Genomic DNA, 21,658 nt, shown 5'->3' with positions numbered 1-21,658 from the left:
GCGAGGAGAGATTTCGATGACAGGTTTGGTGATCGTAGGCGCGGTCGTAGTCCTGCTGCTGGTTGTTGTCGTGGTGATCTATAACCAACTCGTTGGGAAGCGGCAGATGGTTCGAAATGGCTGGGCGGATATCGACGTCCAGCTGAAGCGCCGGGCGAACCTCATTCCGCAGCTCGTCGCGACGGTGAAAGGCTATGCTGCCCATGAGCGCCAGCTGTTCGAAGAGGTCGTCGAGAAGCGCAACCTGGCAGCCAGTGCCGGCGATGATGCAGCCGCAAGGGGCGCTGCAGAGTCCGAGCTCTCCCGCCCGATTGGCAAGCTCATGGCGGTTGCGGAAGACTATCCGGACCTGAAAGCGAGCGCCAATTACAAGGACCTCCAGGACGAGCTGTCCGACACCGAAAACAAGATCGAAATGGCGCGTCGGTTCTACAATGGCGCGGTCCGCGAACTGAACACGCTGGTCGAGAGTTTTCCGGCCGGTCTGATTGCTGGTCCGTTCGGGTTCAGCCAGGCGCAGTATTTCGAGATTGTGACCGCAGACCGCGCGGTCCCAGAGGTCGATTTCGGAGCCGGTCGCTAATGCTGAGATTCTGTACTGTTCTCTTCATCGCGCTGTGGGTCGGGCTGACGGCCATGGGCGAGGAAGTCATCAACCGGTTTGACGTCGGCATCGAGGTTGAGCGGGACGGTGATATTATCGTCACCGAGACGATCAATCTGACGGCTGAAAACTATCAGATCAGTCGCGGTATCTTCCGGGATCTGCCGCGCTACTACACCCAGACCGAAGGGGGCGATCGGCTGCGCTATGATTATCGCGTGATGTCAGTGCGCCGTGACGGCCGCGACGAACCCTATGAGACGAGTACCGAAGACAATGCCTGGCGCATCCGCATCGGCAATCCCGATGTCATCCTTCCGCGCGGCGAGCATGTCTACGTTGTCCGCTACCGGGTGAAGAACCAGATTCGCTATCATGAGACCTATGACGAGCTGTACTGGAACGTCACAGGCAGCTACTGGGCGTTTCCCATTCTGACAGCGACGGCCGAGGTGCGCTTTCCTGACGGCGTCCAGATGGTGCAGCAGGCGGGGTATACGGGCGGCCTCGGAGAAAAGGCCAGCGCCTATCGCTTTCGCCGCGATGGCGATGCCTTCGTGTTCGAGACGACCGAGCCTCTCGCCCGCAATCAAGGCCTGACCATTGCGGTCGGGATCGAGAAGGGGATGATCGATCCGCCATCCACCTCAGACAAGACCAGCATCTGGTGGCAGCTCTACGGGTCTCTGGCCGTCCTTATGGCGTCGCTGGTTGGCGTGTTCATCTTTCTCTACCGCTCCTGGGACAAGGTTGGGCGTGACCCGCCGAAGGGCCCTGTATTTGCGCGGTATGAGGCGCCGAAAGGGTATTCGCCCGCAGCCGTCCACCATATCTATCATCGCGGGTTCAGCGGTCATGACGCGCTGATTGCGACCCTCGTCAATCTTGGTGTGAAGGGCTTTGTCGATATCGATGCGCAGAGAAAGACAAACACGGTCCTGACGCCTAAATCGGGCAGTCAGGGCAAGCTGCCGGAAGAAGAGGCGCTGCTGGACCGCAAGCTGTTTTCGAGCGGTACGCTGACGCTTGGCGACAAATACAATGCCAGTTTTACAAGCGCCTATACCGCGTTCCGGAAGAAGCTCTCCAACAAGTTTGGAAGCGCATATTTCAAATGGAATCTCGGCTACACGATGGTGGCCATCATCCTGTCGGCCATCGCAATTGTGTTCGCGATCCGGCATTCGGCGAACTGGTCGATCCTGTTGACCGGCGCTGTAATCGCCCTGGCGCTGCTCAATGGGCTGTTCATGTATCTGATGCCGGCGGCAACGCCGAAAGGCCAGAAAGTGCGGTCTGAGATTGAAGGCTTCAAGCTCTACCTGGAGAAGGCCGAGAAGCTTCAGCTCAACGCCGCTGAAGTTGGGACTGACCGGCCGCCGCCGATGACCAAGGAGCGGTATGAGACGTTCCTGCCTTATGCGATTGCGCTTGGCGTGGAAGAGCCGTGGACCAAGCATTTCGAGAAGATGCTGCCAAAAGAGGCCGAGGCCTATAATCCCGCCTGGGCCCATATGGCTCACCGGTCCGGCGGCTGGGGCAATGTGAACCGTGCGATCACCAGCAATATCAGCTCTGCCGTGACCAGCTCCATGCCGAAAAGCTCAGGCTCTTCTGGATCTGGCGGTGGCGGATTTTCCGGCGGCGGCGGCGGTGGCGGCGGCGGCGGGGGCTGGTAGGCCCTCCGACACCTGCGGGCCGCCTTCAGAAAGCTCCGTGACGGCCCTTGCCGGATTTGAAGGCTGTGGCGCCCGAGACCGTTTCGCCTGACTGGATGACGTCCAGCCCGCCCGCGATTTCCGCTTTCAGGGCCGTGTCTTCATCGAGGCTCCACTGCGTCAGCGCCGACAGCCGGTCGGCGCGCAGGCAGCGCTGAGGGAAGGCGGCGATCTGGCTTGCGAGCGCGTGGGTGGCGGCAAGCGCTTCGCCAGCCGGGGCGCGGCGATTGGCCAGGCCGATGCTCATCGCTTCGTCGGGGGCAATTTCGCGTCCGGTCAGGATCAGGTCCATCGCCCGCGACTGGCCGATCAGACGGGGCAGGCGGATCGTCCCGCCATCGATCAGCGGCACGCCGAAGCGCCGGCAGAAAACGCCGAAGCGGGCCGTTTCGGAGATCACGCGCAGGTCACACCAGACGGCCAGCTCCAGCCCGCCGGCCACGGCATAGCCTTCCACCGCCGCGATGACGGGCTTGGACAGTCTTAACCGCGAGGGTCCCATCGGCCCGAGATCGCCATCCGGCCTGGTGACATTGCCGCGCCCTTCGGACACCGCTTTCAGGTCTGCCCCTGCACAGAAATTGCCGCCCGCGCCGGTCAGGATGGCGACTGACAGGCCGTCATCGGCATCAAATGCCTTGAAGGTGTCGTAAAGCGCCTGTGCGGTGTCACGGTCGACGGCATTGCGCGCCTGCGGGCGGTTGATGGTGACGGTGAGGATATGGCCGTCCGTCTCTGTCAGGACCGGATTGGTCTCATCGCTCATATGGCGTCCTCCCTAGTCGCGGATCAGCCAGGCGAAGGCCTGACGCAGGAAAGCGTCTCCGCCGGTGTCGACCCATTCGCCATGGGCCATGATGACCCGGTCCGGCTGGCTGGCCATGATCTTCGCGAGCGCCTTGCGGGCGGGCGCCCGGTTCAGCCAGCTCAGCCGCCATTCCAGGGGCGCATGGCCCTTGCCGACCGTAATGCCCCAGACTTTCGCGATGGCGCGCTGCCAGCCTTTCCAGTTGTTCTTCAGGAAGTCGTCGCTGAAATTCTCCGACAGGTCGGCAAAGATGGCGGTGTGCGTTGGCTCATGCACGAAGGCGATCTCGTCCATGAAGAAGGAGCCGCGGAACCAGGCCTGCGTGATCACGCCCTGCCAGGCGTCGGGCGCGGTGTCCTCCAGCGCCGGTTCGAAGGGCAGCGAGTCGCATTTCTTTATGGTGGCGGCCGGGCCCCAGAGTTTTGCGTCCGGCCAGGCCTCGTGCCACTGGGCGAGGAAGAGGTAGTGGATCGGGTTCGGGCTGACGAGGTGCGCCACCGGGCCAAGCGCCTCGACCTCGCCTTTCAGCGCGGCGGTCAGCTCGACGGGCGACCAGACCCACAGATCCCCGTCCGGCAAACGGGCGATGACCATGCGTGTGGGGTAGGGCATGCCGTGGAAATCGACCACTGGGCCTTCCCCCAGCCAGAGGCCGGTATCGATCTGTTGCAGGATCTGTTCGCTCATCACGCGTCCGCCCGCGCCTCTTCTGGTACATGTCTGCCGAGGAAAGGCACGATGCGGTTCAGCAGCACCGGCACCATCTTGTCCGGAAGATCGTGGCCCCATTTGTCTATGATCTCGATTTCGGCGCCCGGTATGCGATCGGCGATATCCTGGCCGGCAGCGGGGCGGATCAGCGGGTCCTGAGCGCCGTGCAGCACCAGGGTTGGCACGTCGAGGCCGGGCAGACGGTGATGCCAGCGCGGCTGCGCCAGGATTGCCGCATACTGTCTCGCGACGCCCATGGGGCGGTCTGAGCGTTCAAAGGCCCGCATCGCCATGGCCTTGGTCTGCTCATCGGAATTTCGAACGGTTTCGTGCGAGCCGATGACGCGGCGGGACTGCGCGGCGAGTGTGCCGATCGTTTCGGCGTCCCGCGTTTCAGGAACCGCCGTCAGCGCTTTCTGGGCTTCTTCGGTGGATGACGGCAGGGTCGGGTCACCGGATGTTGTCATGACCGGGATCAGCGTGCGCACGCGGTCAGGGTGGTTCAGGGCAAGCAGCTGGACGATCATGCCGCCCATTGAGAAGCCCATGACGTCGGCCTTCTCAGCGCCGAGCGCCTGGATCAGCGCAGCAGCATCGGCAGCCATGTCATCGAGTGTGTAGGGCACTTGTTCATGCATGGGCTCCCCGGCGGCGATACCCTTCATGATGTCGCGCGGGGAGGGCGGGATCTTGTCGGCAAACTCCGTGGTCAGGCCAATGTCGCGATTGTCGAAAATGACGACCCGGCGGCCAGCCTCGGCGAGACCCTGTTTGAAGCTCTCCGGCCAAGTGATCATCTGCCCCGAAAAGCCGGAGACGACCAGCAGCATCGGATCGGATGGATTGCCGTATTCTTCGTATTCGATCTCGATCCCGTTGGCGGCAATGCGCGGCATGGCTGGCTCCCTTCAAACGTTCTTTGAAAGGGACACTATGACCTTGCCGCCAAAGCTCAAGCGATGGCGCGTGAAATTGCAGTTACAGGCTAACGGCCCAGTTCCTTCATCGCATCTTCGAGGCCCTGCAGCGTCATCTCGAACATGCGGCCGGGGCCGATGAGTTCGTTGATGAGCTTGATCGAGCCAGTGTATTCCCAGGCGCCAGACTTGACCGGGTTCAGCCAGACCAGGTTCGGGAATTGCTCCACGAAGCGCTTTAGCCAGACGCCGCCGGCTTCCTCGTTCCAGTGCTCGACCGAGCCACCGGCATAGGTGATCTCATACGGGCTCATCGTGGCATCGCCGACAATAATCACCTTGTAGTCGGACGGGTATTTGTGGAGCACGTCCCAGGTCGGAATGCGCTCATTGTGGCGGCGGCGATTGTCCTTCCAGAGGCCCTCATAGGGGCAGTTGTGGAAGTAGAAATATTCCAGATTCTTGATCTCTGAGCGGGCCGCCGAGAACAGCTCCTCGCAAACCTTGATGTACGGGTCCATCGAGCCGCCGACATCAAGCAGCAGGAGCACCGAAACCGTATTGCGCTTTTCGGCGCGCATTTCGAGGTCGAGATAGCCCTGGCGCGCGGTGTTCTTGATGGTCTGGTCGAGGTCTAGCTCGTCCTGTGCCCCTTCGCGGGCCCATTTGCGCAGGCGTTTGAGCGCGACCTTGATGTTACGGGTACCAAGCTCGACGCTGTCATCGAGGTTCTTGAACTCGCGCTTGTCCCAGACTTTCACGGCGCGGCGATGGCGGGACTTTTCCTGCCCAATCCGCACGCCTTCCGGGTTGTAGCCATTCGCGCCAAAAGGCGAGGTGCCGCCGGTACCGATCCATTTATTGCCGCCTTCATGGCGCTTCTTCTGCTCTTCGAGGCGCTCTTTCAGCGTCTCCATCAGCTTTTCGAAACCGCCAAGCGCCTCGATTTGGTCCATCTCTTCCTTGGTCAGGAATTTCTCGGTCATCTTGCGCAGCCATTCGTCCGGCAGGTCCTGGACGTTGACGGCGTCCTGCATCGTATCGAGGCCCTTGAAGACATGGCTGAAGACCTGGTCGAACTTGTCGAGATTGCGCTCATCCTTCACCAGCGCTGTGCGCGAGAGGTAATAGAAGTCCTCGACGTCCATATCGATGACGCCCTTATCCATCGCTTCGAGCAGCGACAAATATTCCTTCAGCGTCACCGGGACCTTGGCGTCGCGCAATTCATGGAAGAAGTTCAGGAACATGAGGGGCAGTCTCCGCTGGCTCTACCCCTCAAACCTAGCGTGCGCGCCAGCCATCTCCAAGGGCTGACGCGGCGCAAGCGTCGATTTCCGGCAGATTGCTGCGGCTAATAACGGTTCTTGATCAGCATGACGCGCTTGATCGCCTGCGTCATGTTCGGGTCGAGCTGCATGATGTCGGTGATGCGATTGAGGAAGTCTTCCTCGGTCTCACGCAGCTGGCGGTCGGCCAGAACGATGTCCACGCAGTGCGCAAAGACGGACAGGCGCATGTCATGGGGCAAGGCGAGACAGGCTTCGCGCAAGCCTTCCTTACGCTCGCGCATCCGCTCATTCACGGTCTGGTTCACGGCTGCCATCTGCTGCGGGCTGAGGCGTTTCATGGTGCGCGAGCGGCGCACGAGCGCTGCGATTTCATCACGTTCTTCCGGGGCCAGCGTCCCGTCGGCAAACGCCGCTTCCAGCAGGAGGCAGAGGAAGGCCTCAGGAATGGTCCAGTCGGATTCGCTGTTCTCGTTGAACTCCTGCTCCAGCTTGGTGATGTCTGGAAAGGAGCCTTCCTTCTTTTCGGGCTCTGGTTCGTTTCCAAAAAGGATTTTGACGTCGCTCATGTGTTCGGTCCCTGTCACTTGGTTGGCGGGCCAGTTGGGCGCGGAGGCATAACAGTGTGCTGTCGGTCTCCGGTTTGCGCCCTTTCTCGCTCAGTTGAAATTCATGGTCCGGCCGCTCGGGCCGAAAGCCGTTAGCAATTCTCCGGGTCAGAGCATGGCGGCAGCGGGTTGCGGGCGGGCCAGGCGGCGACCCACTCGACGCGGTCTTCCAGCACTTCGAGATAGTCCTCGAGCTCGGACTCGACGCGCGCCACCCAGGCTGTGTCATTTTCCGGTTCCGGTATCGCCTTGGCGCTGGCCGGCATGCGCTGGCGCTCCGGTTGGGCGATCAGGCGTTCGATTTCAGCCTTGCGGGCCGCGATCTGCTGTTCGAGCCCAGCCAGTTCGCCATATTCCCCATAATTGTCGATCTGGGCTTCCAGTTCTGCAATCTTCGTCTGGTAGCCGGTGATCTCATTGTCGAGATCCTTCTCTTCGATATCGGCGAGTGTCTGGCGCAGCGCTTCATTGTCGGCGCGCAGCTGCTCCAGCTCAGGGTTGCTTGCTGGCGTACCATCGCTCGGGCCAGCGAAGGTCAGCGCGGCCCAGACCAGTGCGCCGGCCACGGCGGCTGCGAGGAATGCGACCATCAGGACCCCGCCAGCCGACAGGCCGGTCTTCACATCGTCGTCGCGGCGTTGCTGCTGGGGCGGCTCCTGAATGGGGGTTGGAAAGAGTGTGCGGTCTTCGTACAGAACCGGCGTCCCTCCGGGTGGTTGACTCGACATTCGACATTCTCCTCATGACGTCGTGTTGACTGACCGGGCGAGCCCGGCTGGCAAAGATGTGTCCCCTAAGACGGTGTGCAGGTGCGTGACTTGTAGGCGTTCAGGAACGCGCTGGCCTGCGAGTATTCGGCTTGCGATACGCCCTCGTCAGTGGGCAGGTTGAAGCTGTAATTGCCGCCGCACGCCAATGACGCTTCCTGCAGGTAGAGCAGGATGGCCTTGGTCCGGGCCGGGGCCGGGCCGCCAACAGTCGGGAAGCCGAGATCGGTGACACCGTCATCAATTTCGTCCAGCGCATCGTCGGCATTGTCGCGGGCATCCCGGCGGATCGTGTTCGCGTTGGCGACGCTGGCATATTGGGCCCGGCGCATCGCGAACATGGACTGCACCAGCAGGCCTTCGGGTGACACGCCGAGATTGCAGGCCGCTTCTGCCCCATCGCCCCAGACGCCGTTACGGCCGAGCAGGATGCGGGCAAGACACGCCTCTGTGCGGTATTCTGCATTGGTGCCATCAAGGCGCACAGCCTCGTCAGCGTATTGAACGGCCTTGGTGTAGTTCGGCGTCGCCATGGACGCGTAAAGGTCTGCGAGCAGCGCATTGGCTTCAGGCTTGTAGGCGGCCGCGTCCGTCATGCCGCTGCGCGTATTGGCACTTGCGATTTTCAGAAGGTCGGCTTCGGCCATGCTCCAATTGCCGGTCGAAATATCGTGCTGCGCGCGGGCCATGAGGGGAACCGCTGACGCGCTGTTCGCGGCGATGGCGTTTGTGTAGAGCGCGCGGATCGCTGGCGCGCCGGAGGTGCCCAGCTTCGTGCGGACATGAGCCTGGTTCATATAGGCTTCTGACAGGACTTCGCCGCTTGCGCCTTCAGCCTGAAGGGCCGTGATAGCGCGTGTATAGTCGGCATCGGCCTTGGCCCAGTTGCCCTGATCCTTATAGGCGTCGGCGAGGACCAGATAGACATCGCCGGAGGAGGCCCGGCTGGAGGCTTCCTGGAAGTCGGCCAGGGCGGCATCGCGCGAGGTGCCCTGAATGCTGGCAATCGCATCGCGCGCACTACCGCGTCCGACATAGGCAGAGGCCTCCTGCGATGGGGTGGCAGCCTTGTTGAGCGCGCGCGTGAACGCTGCTTCTGCGGCCTGGTACTGGGCGATATCGCCCGCGGCCTGTCCGAGACGGAGGTAGACATTGCCGAGCCCCACTTCAGGCTCGAAGGCGGTTGTATCGGCCTGGCGGGCGATGTCGAAATAGCGGATGGCGAGCGTCGCGCTGCCGGCATCAGTGCGTTCTGCGGCTTCGGAACCGAGCGCGCTTGTCATCGCCGCAAGTTCAGCCCGGGCGGCCGGCTGGCGAGCCATGACTTCCTGATACGCCGAAATCGCAGGCTCATAGTCGGCGGGCGTGCCGCGGGCTGCGTGCAGGCGCGCGAGTTGGAGATAGTAATTGTCGTACTCAGCGGTTGGTGGTGTCGTCGCTGTCGCGGCGAACGCGCTGAGGGCGCTTTGGGCGGCTGACATGCGCGTGACGGCCTTGGACAGGCATTCGGTACGGTTGGCGCAGATCGTCGCGGGCGGCAGGTTCGCCCCTGCATCATACCGGCTGGCCAGCCCCTGATAGGCGATGGCCGACTCGGTCGCGCGGCCGAGCCTGAAGCCAGCCCGGCTCTTCACCCAGGCGTCGAGCTCCGCTTCGCTCTGCCCGGCAGGGGGTGTCGTCAGCCAGGAGTCGTTCGCAGCCACTTCTTCGAATGAGGCGTCGAGGGCGCGCGCGGCTTCGGCAAAGTTCGAAACGTCATTGTAGGCGGCTGCGGCATGATAATAGGCGAGGGCAGACTCGCGGCCTGAAAGGTCAGAATCGTCGGCGCGGTCCATGCACTCTACGGCGATGGCGGCGCTTGAGCCGGGTGAGGCGAAACTGGTGCATGTTCCAGTGCCGGCTGTTGTGACAGGTCCGGGGGCGGCGGCGCCACCGCCACACGCGGCGACCATGCCAGCCGACGCCAGGCCAACTGTCAGAATTGAAAAACGAAATTCACTGCGCTTACGCAAAACCATAATATCCCCACCACATGGCAATTAACCATATCTTGGTTAAACGGGATTTTTTCGCGTGGGTAAAGATATCCACTCGATGAATTCGTTCGAGGCGTGAGTAGTTTTAAATATTCGGTATTTAAGACTTGGCCTGTCTTCTGTAATATTTGTTGCAGAACGCGTCAGCACTTTGCTCGGCGGACCCGCTGTCGAGAAATATTGGAATCCGCGCGAAGCCCGGACTTCGTCCCTTGTGGCATCTGACGTGCCGTCAGCCTTGCCAGAGGCGGGGTCGAGCGTAGACAATTGCCGGAAAATGGCTGAGCCGCAGCGCCAATCGGAGTTCAATATCTATGCCTGGAACCTCGCTTCTGAACGATATCCGTATCGCGGACATGACCACGGTCATTTTCGGGCCTTACTGCACGCAGACTCTGGCCGATATGGGCGCCGAAGTGATCAAGCTGGAGCCGCCCAAGGGCGATGATTTCCGCAATGTCGGCAAATACGCGAAGACGCGGGGCATGGGGCCGTGTCACCTCACGATCAATCGCGGAAAGAAATCGGTTGTCTGGGACATGAAGTCCGATGAAGGGCAGGCCGCCATCCGCAAGCTGATCGAGACGAGCGACGTTTTCATCCATAATATTCGCCCGGATGCTGTGGCCCGCCTCGGCCTTACCTTTGAGGAGGTGAAGGCGATCAAGCCCGATGTGGTCTATGTGCACTGCCTCGGCTTTGGCTCGGAAGGGCCCTATGCTGGCAAGCCGGCCTATGATGACCTGATCCAGTCACTATCGGGCGCCACCAGCCTTCTGCCGCGTGTCGACGGCAATGAGCGCCCGCGCTTCATTCCGACAGCATTTGCCGACAAGGTGTCGGGCCTGCACGCCATGTATGCGACGCTCGCCGCGCTTCATCATCGTGATCGAACGGGTGAAGCAGTGCACGTTGAGGTGCCGATGTTCGAGTGCGTGACGAGCTTTCTTTTCGAAGAGCATTTCTACGAAGCGGTGTTCGACCCTCCGGTCGGGCCGTATTGCTATCAGCGCCAGGTGGATCCCTCGCGTCAGCCCGTTCGCACGCAGAATGGCTGGATCACCATCGCGCCTTATGTCGATGCGCGCTGGGTGAGATTGTTTGATGTGATTGGTCAGGCGCAGGAGCTGGAAGACGAGCGGATCAATGACTATCGCGGCCGATACTTCAATCAGGACTATATGATGTCGCGGGTGCAGGCGCACTTTGTGAACTACACAACCGAGCAGCTTTTGGAGATGCTGGGCGAGGCTGATATTCCCGCCGCCAGGGCAAATGATATCTCAGACGTGAAAAACGACCCGCACATGCAGGCCGTGAATTTCTTCCAGCGGCGCGAACACCCCAGCGAAGGCGGGTACTGGGAAGTCCAGCCCCCGGTCCGCTTTGTGGGACATGCCACGCGGAATATCCAGCCTGCAGCGCTTCTCGGAGAGCAGACTGAAGAGGTTCTCGCCAGCCTCGGCCTGTCGGCAAAGGCTAGCGAGACCTGAGCGTCCTACCAGCGCATGTCTGCGCGAAGCTCGGCGACGGCGTCGTGGTCAGACGCGGCGTACCAGTGAATATCGGCGCCATTTGCGAGGGCGAGCATCGCCGTGCGGTTTTCGACGGCTTCAGCATCGTCGGTTTCATAGCTGCGCAGGCGGACATGTTCATCGGCCTGGTCATGCATTTCTTCCAGTTGCGAATGTTCGATCGGCACGTAGAGCGTTCCGAGCTGGCCGGCTGCCGCCGCTGATTGCAGGTCTGGCAGGTTCTGGCTTTCTGGCAGTTGGTCATCTGCGGCCGTCTCATCTGCGAAGATTTCCACGATCTTCTGTTCAATGTTCTCGCTGCCGCCATGATGGTGCTGTGTCAGCTCAAACTGACCATGCGAAGCGATCTCGGCAAAGCGCCCGACCGTTCCTTCATCGCCGATGAGGTGGAGTGATTTCGTCTGCGGGGGCAGTGCCTCTGTGACGGCGTCGAACGTGTCGTGATAAAACGCTTCGTCGGTCTTCTCGCGCTCCTGGCTCTGGTCAGACCCGAGGGCGTGATAGACTGACTGGCTGTCGCTATCGCGCGCTGAGCCGCGTGAGCCCGAATGGAAGAAAACGTCATCCTGAACGTAGCGGCGCGCTTCAACGGAGCGGTATTTCGGGGCGTCCAGCCTGTCGCTCATATCGGCGACACTGCCGCCTGAATACAGGTAGAGCTTTGGCTCGTCCTTGGTGACAAACAGGACCCAATGGGTCTCACGGCTCTGATAGTCAGCGAGCAGGGGCAGAATGAAGGGCGGTTCGCCTGTCGTGATGGAGGCCACGGGGCGAGCATTGAGATGCGCCATCCGCTGGTTTTCGCCATCATCAAAGATTGCGATGCCGTTGCCGCGGAAGTCCGCCAGTTCGAATGATGCGATGCGATCGCAGATAAATTTCGCATTCGGGCTGTGGTCCGTCACAGCGTCGACGACGTTCTTGCGCAGGATCCGCCACTTCTCACCACCGGTCTGTACGGCTGGGCGGGGGATATAGACGCTCGTCGTCTTGTCGGAGAAGTCAGCGAAGGCCTGGCGGAACGTTTCAAGGGATAGCGGGGTCGTCATGGTCGTCTCCTTCAGGTTTCTAGGTCTGTAGAAAGAACGGCCAGTTCGCGTTGACGTTCCGCTTTTTCCCGCAGCATGTCAGCCATTGGAGCGGGCTTCATCAGGCAGGCTTCGAGGCGCAGGGCTTGCGACGGCGCCGGAATGAGAGGTGCCGCCCCGAATGAGGAAGCGCGGCCACTGCCATCCGCCCATCAATTCATCGTAGAGCAGATTGCTTGAGCCAAGATTCAGGCCGCCTCCGGGCAGGTCGACAAAGCCTGTATTGGCGGCGTCGGCCAGTGTCGCGACGACCGAGTTCGAGTTCTGTGTGACGAAGTTATAGTTCAGGCGCGCCTCGTCGATGGCTCGGGCCAGTATGCTGACCCGCAGCCAGTCCTGATGGGAGAACGGGTCCGCGATCACACCAACGCGTTGGCGGGAACCCTTCCTGCGGAGCGGGGAATGGACGCTGCCATGCCACTCGATTGGCCCGTTCACGCGGAGCTTTCCATGTTTTGGAAACCCCGTGATAATTTCCGGCTGCTCGCCATGATGCGGCACAAATACCAGATGAGAGTGTTCGCCGAAGAGCGCGACGTCGAACTCTATTTTCAAAAGCACGCACTCGCCGAAGATCCGCTGAAAGGCGCCTGGATTGCCGTCGAGCAGGGTGCGGAAGTCCTGCGCGCAAAGGCCGTTGTCCAGGATGCGCTCGCGAAGCGCACTGATTTCAGCGTCTCCGATGCGTGTCGTCTCGCTGCTCAGCGAAAGATTATCGAGCTCGTTATCATCCACACATGACGAACGCGTCAGCGAGAGGCGGGTTGCCCGCTCGGGGCCTGGGAGAAAGGGAGGGAGGAAGGGAGGAACTTCGCCTGCTGTTCCGGCATTCAAGAAGGAGGATGAATGCTGGGAGGAAGAATTGAAGAATATTTCTGTATACTTGATGTCGGGCCTGATCATCCTGATCGGGATCGGCGCACGGTTCGCCATTGGTAATATTTACAGTGAAGCCGAAGCGACGAATCTGATTCAGGCGCTTACCGGTACGGGGCTGTATCTCGGGTCCGCCATTGCGGGCGCATCTGCGACAACGCTGGCCCTGATGCTGACGCTTCTCGGGCTCACGCGGCAGGCCGAAGCGGATTTCGACTATGATGTGTACAAGAGCATTTCGCAGGTCGCGTGGCTGTCAACGATCAGCCTTGTCGGCGCGGTGATCCTGCTGCTCATGCTGGTCTTGCCGGTCGGTGAGTTCGATAAGATGCCAGATGGCTGGTACCGCATCATGTATGAGGTGATCTTTGCGCAGACCGTTGTCGTTTGCGCCCTGCTCGTTGCCACGGTGGTTCGCCTGTTCCTGGCGATCCGGCATGTCATTTCACGCATTACGCCGGGTGAAGATGTGTAGGCAATACTGCGCTTTCAGGTAGAGATTTCATCTAAATCTTGCGTCTACCGATATAAAGCATGTCCCTGTGAAATAATTCGGAACAGTTGATGTCGTTACGCATATTTTTACTGCACGGGTAAGAAAAAAAGCGAAATACAACACCGAATGAAATTCACTATACGTAGCGCCTATGTCAGCCATTTCGGGCTGCCATCAGGTCTTGATACCAACGCCGATCTCGAAGCCTATATTGAGGATGTCGAACAGGAAATTACCGCAGTCGAAGCAAGCTGGACGAAGTATCAGCAAGAACACGACGTGTCTGATTCTGACGATGCACTGTACCAGGACACAATCGACCGTTTGAAATCACTTAAAAGCACAGCGAAAAACCGGCTGTGCACCGACGCCTGACCTACACTTTTCAAGAAAAATGGCACACCCGAGAGGATTCGAACCTCTGACCCCCAGATTCGTAGTCTGGTGCTCTATCCAGCTGAGCTACGGGTGCAAACCGTTGCGAGGGCGGACACATAGCGGCGCGCGCATGAGGATGCAAGCGCTTATGCTGTAACCTTCTGATCAGCTTCATATACCCCGCGTGCGATGGCGCGGGCAAGGGTGGACGCTGCCAGTTCCCCGACCCGCGTCAGCGCGATGGGTGTCGGATCTTCGAGTGGAATCTTGCCAGTTGAGATCACGAAGAGCGCATCCCCGTCGAATGGGGCGAACACGGGCCGGATGGCGCGGGAAAACCCTGACAGGGCCATCTGCGCGACGCGGTGGGCCTGCGCCGGGGTCAAGGCGACATCGGTCGCGATGCAGGCAATCGTGGTGTTCTGGCCGATCTGCGGGTTCATTTTCGCGTCGCCCCATTCTTCGGGGTCGCACTGATAGTCCGCAGGGGGGCGGTGACCGCCAAACTCGTTGCCGATCTCGAAGGGCCAGGCCCAGAAGCAGGTCGTCTCTGGCATGAAGACCGAGCCGAAACAGTTGACGCCAGCGACGGCGCCCATGGTGATCCCGTCATTGGTGATCAGCGAGGCCGAGCCGAGCCCGCCCGCATGCGCGCCCGCATTGGCGCCGATGCCGCAGCCGACATTGCCGAGCCCGAAATGCTTGTTGTGATTCTCGAACGCTTCTTCGCCGAGCTGGCGATAGGGCGGGGTCTGGCCCCAGTCCTTCTTGCCGCCATTGGCGAGGTCATAAAGGATTGCGGACGGGACGATGGGAGTCTTCGGCACGCCCGGCAGGTCTTTCAGTCCATAGCCGCGGCCCATGGCACCGAGGCGCGCTGTTACGCCATCCGCTGCAGCGAGGCCATAGGCGCTGCCACCGGACAGGACGACCGCGTCAACCTGCTCAACCATGGTGTCGGCGCGAAGCAGGTCCGTCTCACGCGTACCGGGACCACCGCCAGCGACAGCGCAGGCTGCGGTCACAGGTTTGTCAGCCAGAATGACGGTCGTGCCGGTCAGCGCCTCAAAGTCTTCGGCATTTCCAACCTGAATACCATCCACATCGGTGATCAGGTTTCGGGGTCCCGGTCGTGACATACATCCATCCTTTTATTTGTTGCAGCCGCTTGTAGGGTGAAGCAAACCCTCCGCCAAGGTCATCAGGGATGCAGATGTGATGAAACCGACTCTTCGCCAGACTGTAGCGCTTGCTCTGTTTGCGGCTGCCGCGTCTCCAGCATTTGCGCAGGTCGCCGTCTCTGGCGATAGCGCCGAGATGCCGGGCCTCGAGGCGTGCCTTGCCGATGCCGAAGTCGGCGACACAGCGGCAATCGACACTTGCGTCAGGGCGAATATCGACGAAATCAAAGCCTTTATCGCTGCAAACCCGAAGACCGCGATAGACCCAACATCAGACGATCAGGACGAGGCTGAAGCATCCGAATGAAATTGAAATACCTCTCAGTCTGGGCCGCACCGCTTGCGTTTGCAGCCTGCCAGCCTTCATCGCCGGTCGCCACTGATGCCGCAGAGCCAAACGCAGCGGACACTGAAATTGTCGAAACGGCCGAGGTGGCTGACCGTCCGGCCTGGACGAAAGGCGCCATGGTGGCGGCGGCGGACCCGCGAGCGGTCGATGCTGGCCTCAAGATCCTCAGCGAAGGCGGCAATGCGATCGATGCGGCGATCGCCGTCCATACTGTGCTGGGCCTGGTCGAGCCGCAAAGCTCCGGCATCGGCGGCGGGGCTTTCATGGTCTATTACGACCATGACGCAGACGAGCTGACCGTTTTTGACGGGCGCGAGACGGCCCCGGCGGCTGCAGACGAAAACCTGTTCATGCAGGATGGCAGTGTGATGCCTTATGTCACCGCCTGGCAGTCCGGTCGCTCGACCGGTGTTCCCGGCATGCCGAAACTGTATGAGTCGGCGCATGAGATGTATGGCCGGGCTGACTGGGCGAGCGTGTTTCAGCCGGCGATAGACCTCGCGACTGAAGGTTTTGAAGTGTCGCCCCGTCTGGCCGGCCTGCTCGCGAATGAGCGCCTGCGCGAAGCGGTGCGGCTTGATGTCGACCCGGCAAGCGCAGCCTATTTCTATCCCAATGGCCAGCCGCTGACCGTCGGAACGGCGCGGACCAATCCTGACTATGCCGCCACTCTGTCGGCGCTTGCGAAGGATGGATCGGACAGTTTCTACAAGGGCGCGAACGCTGAAGCCATTGTGGCGGCTGTGTCCAGTGAGCCGATCCCGGGCGCGATGACGCTGGCCGACCTCGCTGACTATAAGGTGAAGCTTCACCCGGCCGTCTGCGGTGACCACGAAGCGGTTCGCATCTGCTCTGCGCCGCCGCCAAGTTCGGGCGGGGTTACGCAGAACATGATCTTCGGCCTGTATGAACGCTCGCTGCCTTGGGACGGCGACCTGGCCGAAGAAGATGTGCTGATGGCCTGGGTCGAGGCCCAACGTCTCACCTATGCTGACCGGGACCATTATGTGGCCGATGCCGACTTCGTGAAGGTACCGACCGAAGACCTGATCAACCCGAAATATCTCGATGCGCGGGCGGCGCAGGCCTTTGCGCTGGATGCGACGCCGCAACCGGGCGATCCTGGCGAAGTGCTTGGCCGTGGCCCGATGATCGATATGTGGGGCCGCGACATGACCGAGGAGACGCCGGGCACGACGCACATTTCCATTGTCGACCAGTATGGCAATGCGGTCTCGATGACGGCCACTGTGGAGTCCGCCTTTGGCAATTCACGGATGGTCAACGGCTATTTGCTGAACAACCAGCTGACAGACTTCTCCCGCCAGCCACGCATCAATAACCAGCTCGTCGCCAATGCCCCTGATGGGGGAAAACGCCCGCGGTCATCCATGTCGCCAACGATCGTCTTTGATGAGAATGGCGAGCTGTTGATGGTGACCGGTTCGCCGGGCGGCAATTCCATTGTGGCTTATGTCTCCAAGACGCTGATTGGCGTGCTGAAGTGGGGGCTATCGGCGCAGGAGGCGATCAATCTTCCTAACGTGATTGCGCGTGGCCAGACGGTCGGTGTGGAAGTCGACGTTCCGAAGGGTGAAGAATGGGCCGCAACGCTGGACGCCATGGGCTATATTGTCGAAGAGCGTACGGGCGAAAATTCCGGGCTGCACGTTATTGTCGTGCGCAGCAATTACCTGGAGGGCGGGGCAGATCCGCGCCGAGAGGGTGTTGCCAAACCGCTGGAGGAATAGGCTCAGCTTTCAGCCTCAGTCCTCAGGCAGGGTGAGCCGGAAGACGGTGCCGTCAGGTCCTGTCCGCTGAAGCGTAAGGTCTCCGCCCATGGAGCGGGCCAAGTCTCGCGACAGGGCAAGGCCAAGGCCTGAGCCATCCTTGCGGGTCGTGCCGGTAAAAGGTTTGAAGAGGTTTGACTCAGCCTTGTCTGACAAGCCGGGGCCTGTATCGGCAAAATCGATCTGACGATCCGCGCCGCTCACCTTGAGCGCGCCCCCTTCGGGCATGGCCTCGGCGGCGTTGCGGATGAGGTTGGCGGCGATACGGTGGAGGTGGTCCGGATCGGCTTTGATGGTGATCGCCGGGTCGGTCTCGTTGGTAAAGGCGATGCGGTCATCGCCGGGCAGGGCCTCCCGGGCGGCTTCTTCAATGGCCTGATGGAGCAGGACGGGCTGCAGGCGCGCGGCTGGCGTGGTGGAGCGCCCATACTTCAAGGTCTCGCTGGCCAGCTTGATGGCACGCTCAAGGGCGCGTTCGAGGCGAGGGGCGGCCCGTTGGACGCGCGGGTCATTGGATGTTGAAAGCGCGTCAGAGGCGATCTGCGCGGTCGCAAGGGAGTTGCGCAAATCGTGATTGATCTTGGCGACGGCCTCGCCGAGCTGGGCGAGCCGTTCACGCTGGCGGAACGTATCGGACACGGCGCTTTCCATATCGGCCAGAGCGTTCTGCGCGCGGCCAATCTCGTCCTTGCGGCTGGTCGTCGACAGGCGCTTGGTCCAGCTTCCCGGGTCTTCACGAAAACGAATGACGGACGCGGTCACGCGCTGCATCGGGCGAACCACAAGCAGGAAGAGCAGGAGGTAGATCAGCCCGCCAGCTGTCAGGGATATCAGGAGCGACAGCCAGAACACACGCCAGCCAAAGTTGCTGAGGCCTTCTTTCAGCGGCGCTTCAGGCAAGACGATCTCAAGCGTGCGGCCGGGCGCTGAGCCCATAGCCCGAACGATCAGCAGGCGGCCGTCTTCGGCGCGATAGGTATCCAGGGTCTGCATGATCGAACCCATCATGCCTTCTTCCATGAGATCGACGGTCTTCATGGTGCCCGACAGCGGCATGGCGGGCGGCAGGATCTGCTCTCGCATGTCATCGCTGAGCTCGGCGACAGCGAGGACTTCGGCCCGCATCAACAGGTCTTCGGAAAGCTCTTCTGACACCATCCGGCTGGGCGCGGCCTCAAGCGACAGCGCCGCGATGCGGGCAGCCTGAACCCGCTGATCGAGCCAGTTGGCGCGGTAATTGGCAGCGCTGGGCAGGAAGACCAGGAACTCGACGACGAGAATGGCAGCCATGGTGACGAGAAACAGCCTGACCGACAGGCTGTCGAACAGGCCGGACCGGCTCCTGCCGGAAGAAGGTTTCGCCGCGTCAGCCACTGGCTGGGAGATAGGTTAAGGAATGCGCTGAAGCAAGCTGACAAGCATCCGGGCGGGCTTGCCGAAGACGGTGTCGGTAAAGTGAGCGCTGGCCGCCCGTTTCACGACTTCGGTCCGCGTCGGATAGGGGGAGATGAAGTTGGTTAAGGACTGGACCTTCATGCCATTGGACATGGCATAGGTGGCCAGCTGAATGATATCGCCAGCGCCTTCGCCAACCACGGACGCCCCGACAAGTTTGCCTTTGCGGATGATGAGCTTGCATTCGCCCTTGGTTTTGCCTTCGGCGATGGCGCGGTCATTCTCATCGAACCCGAAGCGGGAGACATCGATATCGTCGCCATATTCGGCGCGCGCTTCGTCCTCTGTCATGGCGAGCTGGGCGACCTCTGGGGAGGTATAGGTCACGGCGGGGAGGGGCAGCGAAGATGATTTGCTGCCCTGCTTGAACAGCGCCCGGCGAATGAAGACAGAGCCGTGCCAACCGGCCAGATGCGTGAACTGTCCCTTGCCGGCGACGTCGCCAAGGACCCAGACGTGCTTGTTCGAAACAGAGCGCAGCTTGTCAGTGACCAGAATGCCCTGACGGTCGGTTTCGACATCGCCCGCTTCAAGCGCGAGGCCATCGGTAACGGACTTGCGGCCGGTCGCGACGAGCAAGTGCGAGCCCGTCACAGTCTTGCGCCCGCTTTCGTCTTCGACCTCGACGGAAATTGTCCCGTTGGCCTTTGATACGGCAACAGCCTTGTGTTTCTCGAGAATGGTGACGCCTTCGTCGCGCAGGGCTGCGGTGGCGATCTCTGCATGCTCGCTGTCAGACCGGGCCAGCGCCTTGTCCATTTCGATGACGGTGACGGCCGAGCCAAGCCGCCTGAAAGCCTGCGCCATCTCCATTCCGATGGGGCCCGCCCCAAGAATGAGGAGATGGTCCGGCAGTTCTCTCGTCCAGAAGATGGTTTCATTGGTGAGATAATCGACCGTATCGAGGCCCGGAATGGGCGGAATGGCCGGAACAGACCCGGTCGCGATGATGATCCGGCGCGCCTGAACGATGGTGCTTTCAGAGGCGACCGTGTTGGGGTTGGTGAAGTGTGCGTGTTCGCGGATGACGTTGACACCCAGGCCTTCGAACCGCTCCTGGCTGTCGACGGGCGCGATCGTGTCTATGGCTTTGCGGATATGTTGCTGGACGCTCGGCCAGTGAGTGACCGGTTCAACGGTTGTGATGCCATATTTGCTGCTTTCGCGCGCAGCGGCGGCATATTTGGCAGCCGATAGCAGCGCCTTGGAGGGCACGCAGCCGGAGTTCAGGCAGTCACCGCCCAATTCGCCTTTCTCAAACAGGACGACGTCGAGGCCGAGCATGGCGGCTCCAGCGGCCGCCGAGAGTCCGGCCGAGCCGGCGCCGATCACGACGAGGTCTGCTTTCAAGTGGTTTGGCGAGTCTGTTGTCACTGAGCGGCTTTCTCTAGCTGTGCGGCCTTTCGGCCGAAGAATTTCTTGTAGGCCACAGGCAGAAGAGCAACCGCGCCGAGCGCGAGGAAGGCCGGGAAGAAATTCCCGATCACATCGAACAGGGATTGCGTCTCGCCTGCATCGAAGGTCGCCCCGAGGCTCGCTCCGATCCATGTATAGGCCACAACGCCTGGAATGATGCCGAGTGCCGTCGTCAGCAGAAAATCCCTGTATTTAGCGCCGAGCAGGGCCGGCGCGATGTTGGCAACGGGGAAGGGTACGACGGGCAGCAGGCGCAGCGCGAACATGTAGGAGATGGCGTTTTCATTGAAGCCGGCCTCCATTTTTTTCACGAAGCTGCCCGCCTTGTCGCGCAGGATTCTGCCGAGCGACGTCTTGGCCGCGAGAAACAGCAGGCTGGCACCGAGCGTCGCGCCGATGACCGTTGCGATCGATCCGCCGACGAGGCCGAAGAGCAGGCCACCGGCAATGGTGACCCAGAGGGCGCCGGGCAGCATGAACAGGGTCGCGAGCGCATAGACGGCGATATAAATCGCAAAAGCGAGGATGAGATTCTCTGCCACAAAGGCCTGCAGCGTGGCGTTCTGTTCGCGCAGCGTTTCTACTGAGAGATAGTCGAACAGGCCGAAAGCCCAGGCTGCAACGAGGCCCGCAACAATGACGTAAAGCGGCCAGAGCCGGATCCAGAGGGATCGACTGGTCTGTTCCGGCTGGGCGGTGACTGTTTCGGACATTGGGTCCGGTTCCTTCTTGGCGTGTGTGCCAGTGCGTCTGGCTTATTTTGAGGTATCGTTGAGCGACCAGTTATAGCCATATCCGCGAATGTCGGGGTTGGCTTCAATCTGTCTCGCAAGGTCAGGGTCTGCATAGATGAGGAAGTGGTCGATCACCTGCGCGTCGGTGCCGCCGAAGTCAGATTTGAACCAGTCATAGATCGAGGACACACGAAGGCCATTTCCGGTGACGCTGACGCCGCGAGGATGGTTGATATAGGCGCGGGCGGCGGCATTGAGGTCCTCGTCCAGGGTTTCTGCCTCCCAGGGCCGGTCCATGAGGTTCGGACAGCCGAGCGAGGCGCAGTTGATGGCATAATGCAGGCGCGGGTCGCCTTCCCATTGGGCGCGGAGGATTTCATGCTCAATGGCGTCGAGCGAGACCTCACGGCCGTCTGCCATCACCTTGATCGTCTTCCATGGGCCGGATGAGTACCATGGCTTGATGGTGGAGGTGGGATACTTCCGGACAATATAGCGAACGGTGACGGCGTTATAGAGATTGGCCCAGCTGGCGAATTGCTCGTCGCGGGGCAGGGCATCGATATCGAGATCGGCAAACTGTTCGATATAGGCGTCGAGCTTGCTGACATCGGCGGCGTTGGCCTTCAGAGCGCCGTAGTCGACACGGTTGATGCCATCCTCGCTCTCGTGGACATAGGTCTCGAGGATGTCCATCCAGGCGTCGTCTGACGCGCCGGCGGTCTGGGCAAATGCGGCAGGTGATGCCAAGAGGAGGGCGAGGCCGGCAAACAGGCTTGGGGCGGACCGATTATGGCGTCTGGTGTGTTGTGTCATGGGCCTGATATAGGCAGACACGGACACGATAACACTTCACGAGCTGGCTCGCGCCGATCAAAGTGCCGTGATGCGTGTGGGACTGG

General features: G+C 61.0%; 22 protein-coding genes and 1 tRNA gene. 8 read left to right on the top strand and 15 right to left on the bottom strand.

Annotated elements, in window-relative coordinates; all coding sequences use genetic code 11:
- Positions 1-16: 16 nt before the first annotated feature.
- Together WNY37_RS16750 and WNY37_RS16745 are read left to right on the top strand one after the other, a co-directional pair.
- Positions 17-583, top strand: a complete 567-nt coding sequence (locus tag WNY37_RS16750; protein WP_342974543.1) for a LemA family protein — start codon at positions 17-19, stop codon at positions 581-583.
- The gene (locus tag WNY37_RS16745; RefSeq protein WP_342974542.1) at positions 583-2,283 is read left to right on the top strand and encodes a DUF2207 domain-containing protein; all 1,701 of its coding nucleotides are present in this window, start codon (positions 583-585) and stop codon (positions 2,281-2,283) included. Before WNY37_RS16750 ends, WNY37_RS16745 begins: the two co-directional genes overlap by 1 nt.
- A 25-nt stretch (positions 2,284-2,308) precedes the next feature.
- Here WNY37_RS16745 and WNY37_RS16740 read toward each other — a convergent pair whose 3' ends face one another.
- The 7 genes from WNY37_RS16740 to WNY37_RS16710 form a co-directional block, all read right to left on the bottom strand.
- Positions 2,309-3,088 (bottom strand): crotonase/enoyl-CoA hydratase family protein, encoded by a 780-nt coding sequence (locus WNY37_RS16740; RefSeq protein WP_342974541.1) that lies wholly within the window; start codon positions 3,086-3,088, stop codon positions 2,309-2,311.
- 12 nt (positions 3,089-3,100) lie between these two features.
- Positions 3,101-3,817, bottom strand: coding sequence for a DUF4336 domain-containing protein (locus tag WNY37_RS16735; protein ID WP_342974540.1), 717 nt, complete (start codon positions 3,815-3,817; stop codon positions 3,101-3,103).
- Positions 3,817-4,737 carry an alpha/beta hydrolase gene (locus tag WNY37_RS16730; RefSeq protein ID WP_342974539.1) on the bottom strand — a complete coding sequence of 307 codons (921 nt, stop codon included), beginning with the start codon at positions 4,735-4,737 and terminating at the stop codon, positions 3,817-3,819. Before WNY37_RS16730 ends, WNY37_RS16735 begins: the two co-directional genes overlap by 1 nt.
- Before the next feature lie 89 nt (positions 4,738-4,826).
- Positions 4,827-6,008, bottom strand: coding sequence for a VWA domain-containing protein (locus WNY37_RS16725; protein WP_342974538.1), 1,182 nt, complete (start codon positions 6,006-6,008; stop codon positions 4,827-4,829).
- A gap of 104 nt (positions 6,009-6,112) precedes the next feature.
- Positions 6,113-6,616 carry a tellurite resistance TerB family protein gene (locus WNY37_RS16720; protein ID WP_342974537.1) on the bottom strand — a complete coding sequence of 168 codons (504 nt, stop codon included), beginning with the start codon at positions 6,614-6,616 and terminating at the stop codon, positions 6,113-6,115.
- A 131-nt stretch (positions 6,617-6,747) separates the two neighbouring features.
- Positions 6,748-7,383 carry a hypothetical protein gene (locus WNY37_RS16715; RefSeq protein ID WP_342974536.1) on the bottom strand — a complete coding sequence of 212 codons (636 nt, stop codon included), beginning with the start codon at positions 7,381-7,383 and terminating at the stop codon, positions 6,748-6,750.
- A gap of 65 nt (positions 7,384-7,448) precedes the next feature.
- Positions 7,449-9,440, bottom strand: a complete 1,992-nt coding sequence (locus tag WNY37_RS16710) for a hypothetical protein (RefSeq protein WP_342974535.1) — start codon at positions 9,438-9,440, stop codon at positions 7,449-7,451.
- A gap of 332 nt (positions 9,441-9,772) precedes the next feature.
- Between WNY37_RS16710 and WNY37_RS16705 the strand changes: the two genes are divergently transcribed.
- Positions 9,773-10,951 (top strand): CoA transferase, encoded by a 1,179-nt coding sequence (locus tag WNY37_RS16705; RefSeq protein ID WP_342974534.1) that lies wholly within the window; start codon positions 9,773-9,775, stop codon positions 10,949-10,951.
- Between the two features lie 5 nt (positions 10,952-10,956).
- Here the strand turns inward: WNY37_RS16705 and WNY37_RS16700 are convergent, their stop codons facing one another.
- Together WNY37_RS16700 and WNY37_RS16695 are read right to left on the bottom strand one after the other, a co-directional pair.
- Positions 10,957-12,042, bottom strand: a complete 1,086-nt coding sequence (locus WNY37_RS16700; RefSeq protein ID WP_342974533.1) for a hypothetical protein — start codon at positions 12,040-12,042, stop codon at positions 10,957-10,959.
- A gap of 78 nt (positions 12,043-12,120) precedes the next feature.
- Positions 12,121-12,519, bottom strand: a complete 399-nt coding sequence (locus WNY37_RS16695) for a hypothetical protein (RefSeq protein ID WP_342974532.1) — start codon at positions 12,517-12,519, stop codon at positions 12,121-12,123.
- 12 nt (positions 12,520-12,531) lie between these two features.
- Between WNY37_RS16695 and WNY37_RS16690 the strand changes: the two genes are divergently transcribed.
- From WNY37_RS16690 to WNY37_RS16680, 3 genes are all read left to right on the top strand, one after another.
- Complete coding sequence (locus WNY37_RS16690; RefSeq protein WP_342974531.1) at positions 12,532-12,822, top strand: hypothetical protein; 291 nt, start codon at positions 12,532-12,534, stop codon at positions 12,820-12,822.
- 121 nt (positions 12,823-12,943) lie between these two features.
- Entirely contained in the window at positions 12,944-13,432 is a 489-nt protein-coding gene (locus tag WNY37_RS16685) for a hypothetical protein (protein ID WP_342974530.1), read from the top strand.
- Positions 13,433-13,579: 147 nt separating this feature from the next.
- Positions 13,580-13,828, top strand: a complete 249-nt coding sequence (locus tag WNY37_RS16680; RefSeq protein ID WP_342974529.1) for a hypothetical protein — start codon at positions 13,580-13,582, stop codon at positions 13,826-13,828.
- A 20-nt stretch (positions 13,829-13,848) separates the two neighbouring features.
- On the opposite strand, the gene WNY37_RS16675 is transcribed toward WNY37_RS16680, so the two are convergent.
- Together WNY37_RS16675 and WNY37_RS16670 are read right to left on the bottom strand one after the other, a co-directional pair.
- Positions 13,849-13,925 (bottom strand) — tRNA-Arg (locus WNY37_RS16675).
- A 52-nt stretch (positions 13,926-13,977) separates the two neighbouring features.
- Positions 13,978-14,970 (bottom strand): P1 family peptidase, encoded by a 993-nt coding sequence (locus tag WNY37_RS16670; RefSeq protein WP_342974528.1) that lies wholly within the window; start codon positions 14,968-14,970, stop codon positions 13,978-13,980.
- 79 nt (positions 14,971-15,049) lie between these two features.
- Here WNY37_RS16670 and WNY37_RS16665 point away from each other — a divergent pair, with 79 nt between their 5' ends.
- Both WNY37_RS16665 and ggt read left to right on the top strand, forming a co-directional pair.
- Positions 15,050-15,319, top strand: coding sequence for a hypothetical protein (locus WNY37_RS16665; RefSeq protein WP_342974527.1), 270 nt, complete (start codon positions 15,050-15,052; stop codon positions 15,317-15,319).
- Positions 15,316-17,112: a gamma-glutamyltransferase gene (ggt, locus tag WNY37_RS16660; protein ID WP_342974526.1), complete on the top strand. Its 1,797-nt coding sequence runs from the start codon at positions 15,316-15,318 to the stop codon at positions 17,110-17,112. The genes WNY37_RS16665 and ggt overlap by 4 nt, the downstream gene beginning before the upstream one ends.
- A 15-nt stretch (positions 17,113-17,127) precedes the next feature.
- On the opposite strand, the gene WNY37_RS16655 is transcribed toward ggt, so the two are convergent.
- The 4 genes from WNY37_RS16655 to WNY37_RS16640 are packed head-to-tail and all read right to left on the bottom strand — an operon-like array spanning position 17,128 to position 21,572.
- Positions 17,128-18,525 carry a HAMP domain-containing sensor histidine kinase gene (locus WNY37_RS16655; protein ID WP_342974525.1) on the bottom strand — a complete coding sequence of 466 codons (1,398 nt, stop codon included), beginning with the start codon at positions 18,523-18,525 and terminating at the stop codon, positions 17,128-17,130.
- Between the two features lie 15 nt (positions 18,526-18,540).
- Positions 18,541-19,980, bottom strand: a complete 1,440-nt coding sequence (locus WNY37_RS16650) for an FAD-dependent oxidoreductase (RefSeq protein ID WP_342974524.1) — start codon at positions 19,978-19,980, stop codon at positions 18,541-18,543.
- Complete coding sequence (locus tag WNY37_RS16645; RefSeq protein ID WP_342974523.1) at positions 19,977-20,735, bottom strand: VTT domain-containing protein; 759 nt, start codon at positions 20,733-20,735, stop codon at positions 19,977-19,979. Before WNY37_RS16645 ends, WNY37_RS16650 begins: the two co-directional genes overlap by 4 nt.
- A 42-nt stretch (positions 20,736-20,777) precedes the next feature.
- Entirely contained in the window at positions 20,778-21,572 is a 795-nt protein-coding gene (locus WNY37_RS16640; protein WP_342974522.1) for a DUF547 domain-containing protein, read from the bottom strand.
- Positions 21,573-21,658 lie beyond the last annotated feature (86 nt).

Origin of the sequence: Henriciella sp. AS95 (assembly GCF_038900055.1) — a bacterium.
Lineage (GTDB): Bacteria > Pseudomonadota > Alphaproteobacteria > Caulobacterales > Hyphomonadaceae > Henriciella.
This window is presented reverse-complemented; position numbering and strand designations above follow the sequence as displayed.

Bases quoted from the DNA above. Each gene is read 5' to 3' on its own strand.
- WNY37_RS16645 (WP_342974523.1), bottom strand. From the start codon at position 20,735: ATGTCCGAAACAGTCACCGCCCAGCCGGAACAGACCAGTCGATCCCTC.
- WNY37_RS16730 (WP_342974539.1), bottom strand. From the start codon at position 4,737: ATGCCGCGCATTGCCGCCAACGGGATCGAGATCGAATACGAAGAATAC.
- WNY37_RS16720 (WP_342974537.1), bottom strand. From the start codon at position 6,616: ATGAGCGACGTCAAAATCCTTTTTGGAAACGAACCAGAGCCCGAAAAG.
- WNY37_RS16700 (WP_342974533.1), bottom strand. From the start codon at position 12,042: ATGACGACCCCGCTATCCCTTGAAACGTTCCGCCAGGCCTTCGCTGAC.
- WNY37_RS16750 (WP_342974543.1), top strand. From the start codon at position 17: ATGACAGGTTTGGTGATCGTAGGCGCGGTCGTAGTCCTGCTGCTGGTT.
- WNY37_RS16665 (WP_342974527.1), top strand. From the start codon at position 15,050: ATGAAACCGACTCTTCGCCAGACTGTAGCGCTTGCTCTGTTTGCGGCT.
- WNY37_RS16715 (WP_342974536.1), bottom strand. From the start codon at position 7,383: ATGTCGAGTCAACCACCCGGAGGGACGCCGGTTCTGTACGAAGACCGC.
- WNY37_RS16745 (WP_342974542.1), top strand. From the start codon at position 583: ATGCTGAGATTCTGTACTGTTCTCTTCATCGCGCTGTGGGTCGGGCTG.
- WNY37_RS16680 (WP_342974529.1), top strand. From the start codon at position 13,580: ATGAAATTCACTATACGTAGCGCCTATGTCAGCCATTTCGGGCTGCCA.
- WNY37_RS16740 (WP_342974541.1), bottom strand. From the start codon at position 3,088: ATGAGCGATGAGACCAATCCGGTCCTGACAGAGACGGACGGCCATATC.
- WNY37_RS16735 (WP_342974540.1), bottom strand. From the start codon at position 3,817: ATGAGCGAACAGATCCTGCAACAGATCGATACCGGCCTCTGGCTGGGG.
- WNY37_RS16670 (WP_342974528.1), bottom strand. From the start codon at position 14,970: ATGTCACGACCGGGACCCCGAAACCTGATCACCGATGTGGATGGTATT.
- WNY37_RS16725 (WP_342974538.1), bottom strand. From the start codon at position 6,008: ATGTTCCTGAACTTCTTCCATGAATTGCGCGACGCCAAGGTCCCGGTG.
- ggt (WP_342974526.1), top strand. From the start codon at position 15,316: ATGAAATTGAAATACCTCTCAGTCTGGGCCGCACCGCTTGCGTTTGCA.
- WNY37_RS16640 (WP_342974522.1), bottom strand. From the start codon at position 21,572: ATGACACAACACACCAGACGCCATAATCGGTCCGCCCCAAGCCTGTTT.
- WNY37_RS16705 (WP_342974534.1), top strand. From the start codon at position 9,773: ATGCCTGGAACCTCGCTTCTGAACGATATCCGTATCGCGGACATGACC.
- WNY37_RS16690 (WP_342974531.1), top strand. From the start codon at position 12,532: ATGTTTTGGAAACCCCGTGATAATTTCCGGCTGCTCGCCATGATGCGG.
- WNY37_RS16710 (WP_342974535.1), bottom strand. From the start codon at position 9,440: ATGGTTTTGCGTAAGCGCAGTGAATTTCGTTTTTCAATTCTGACAGTT.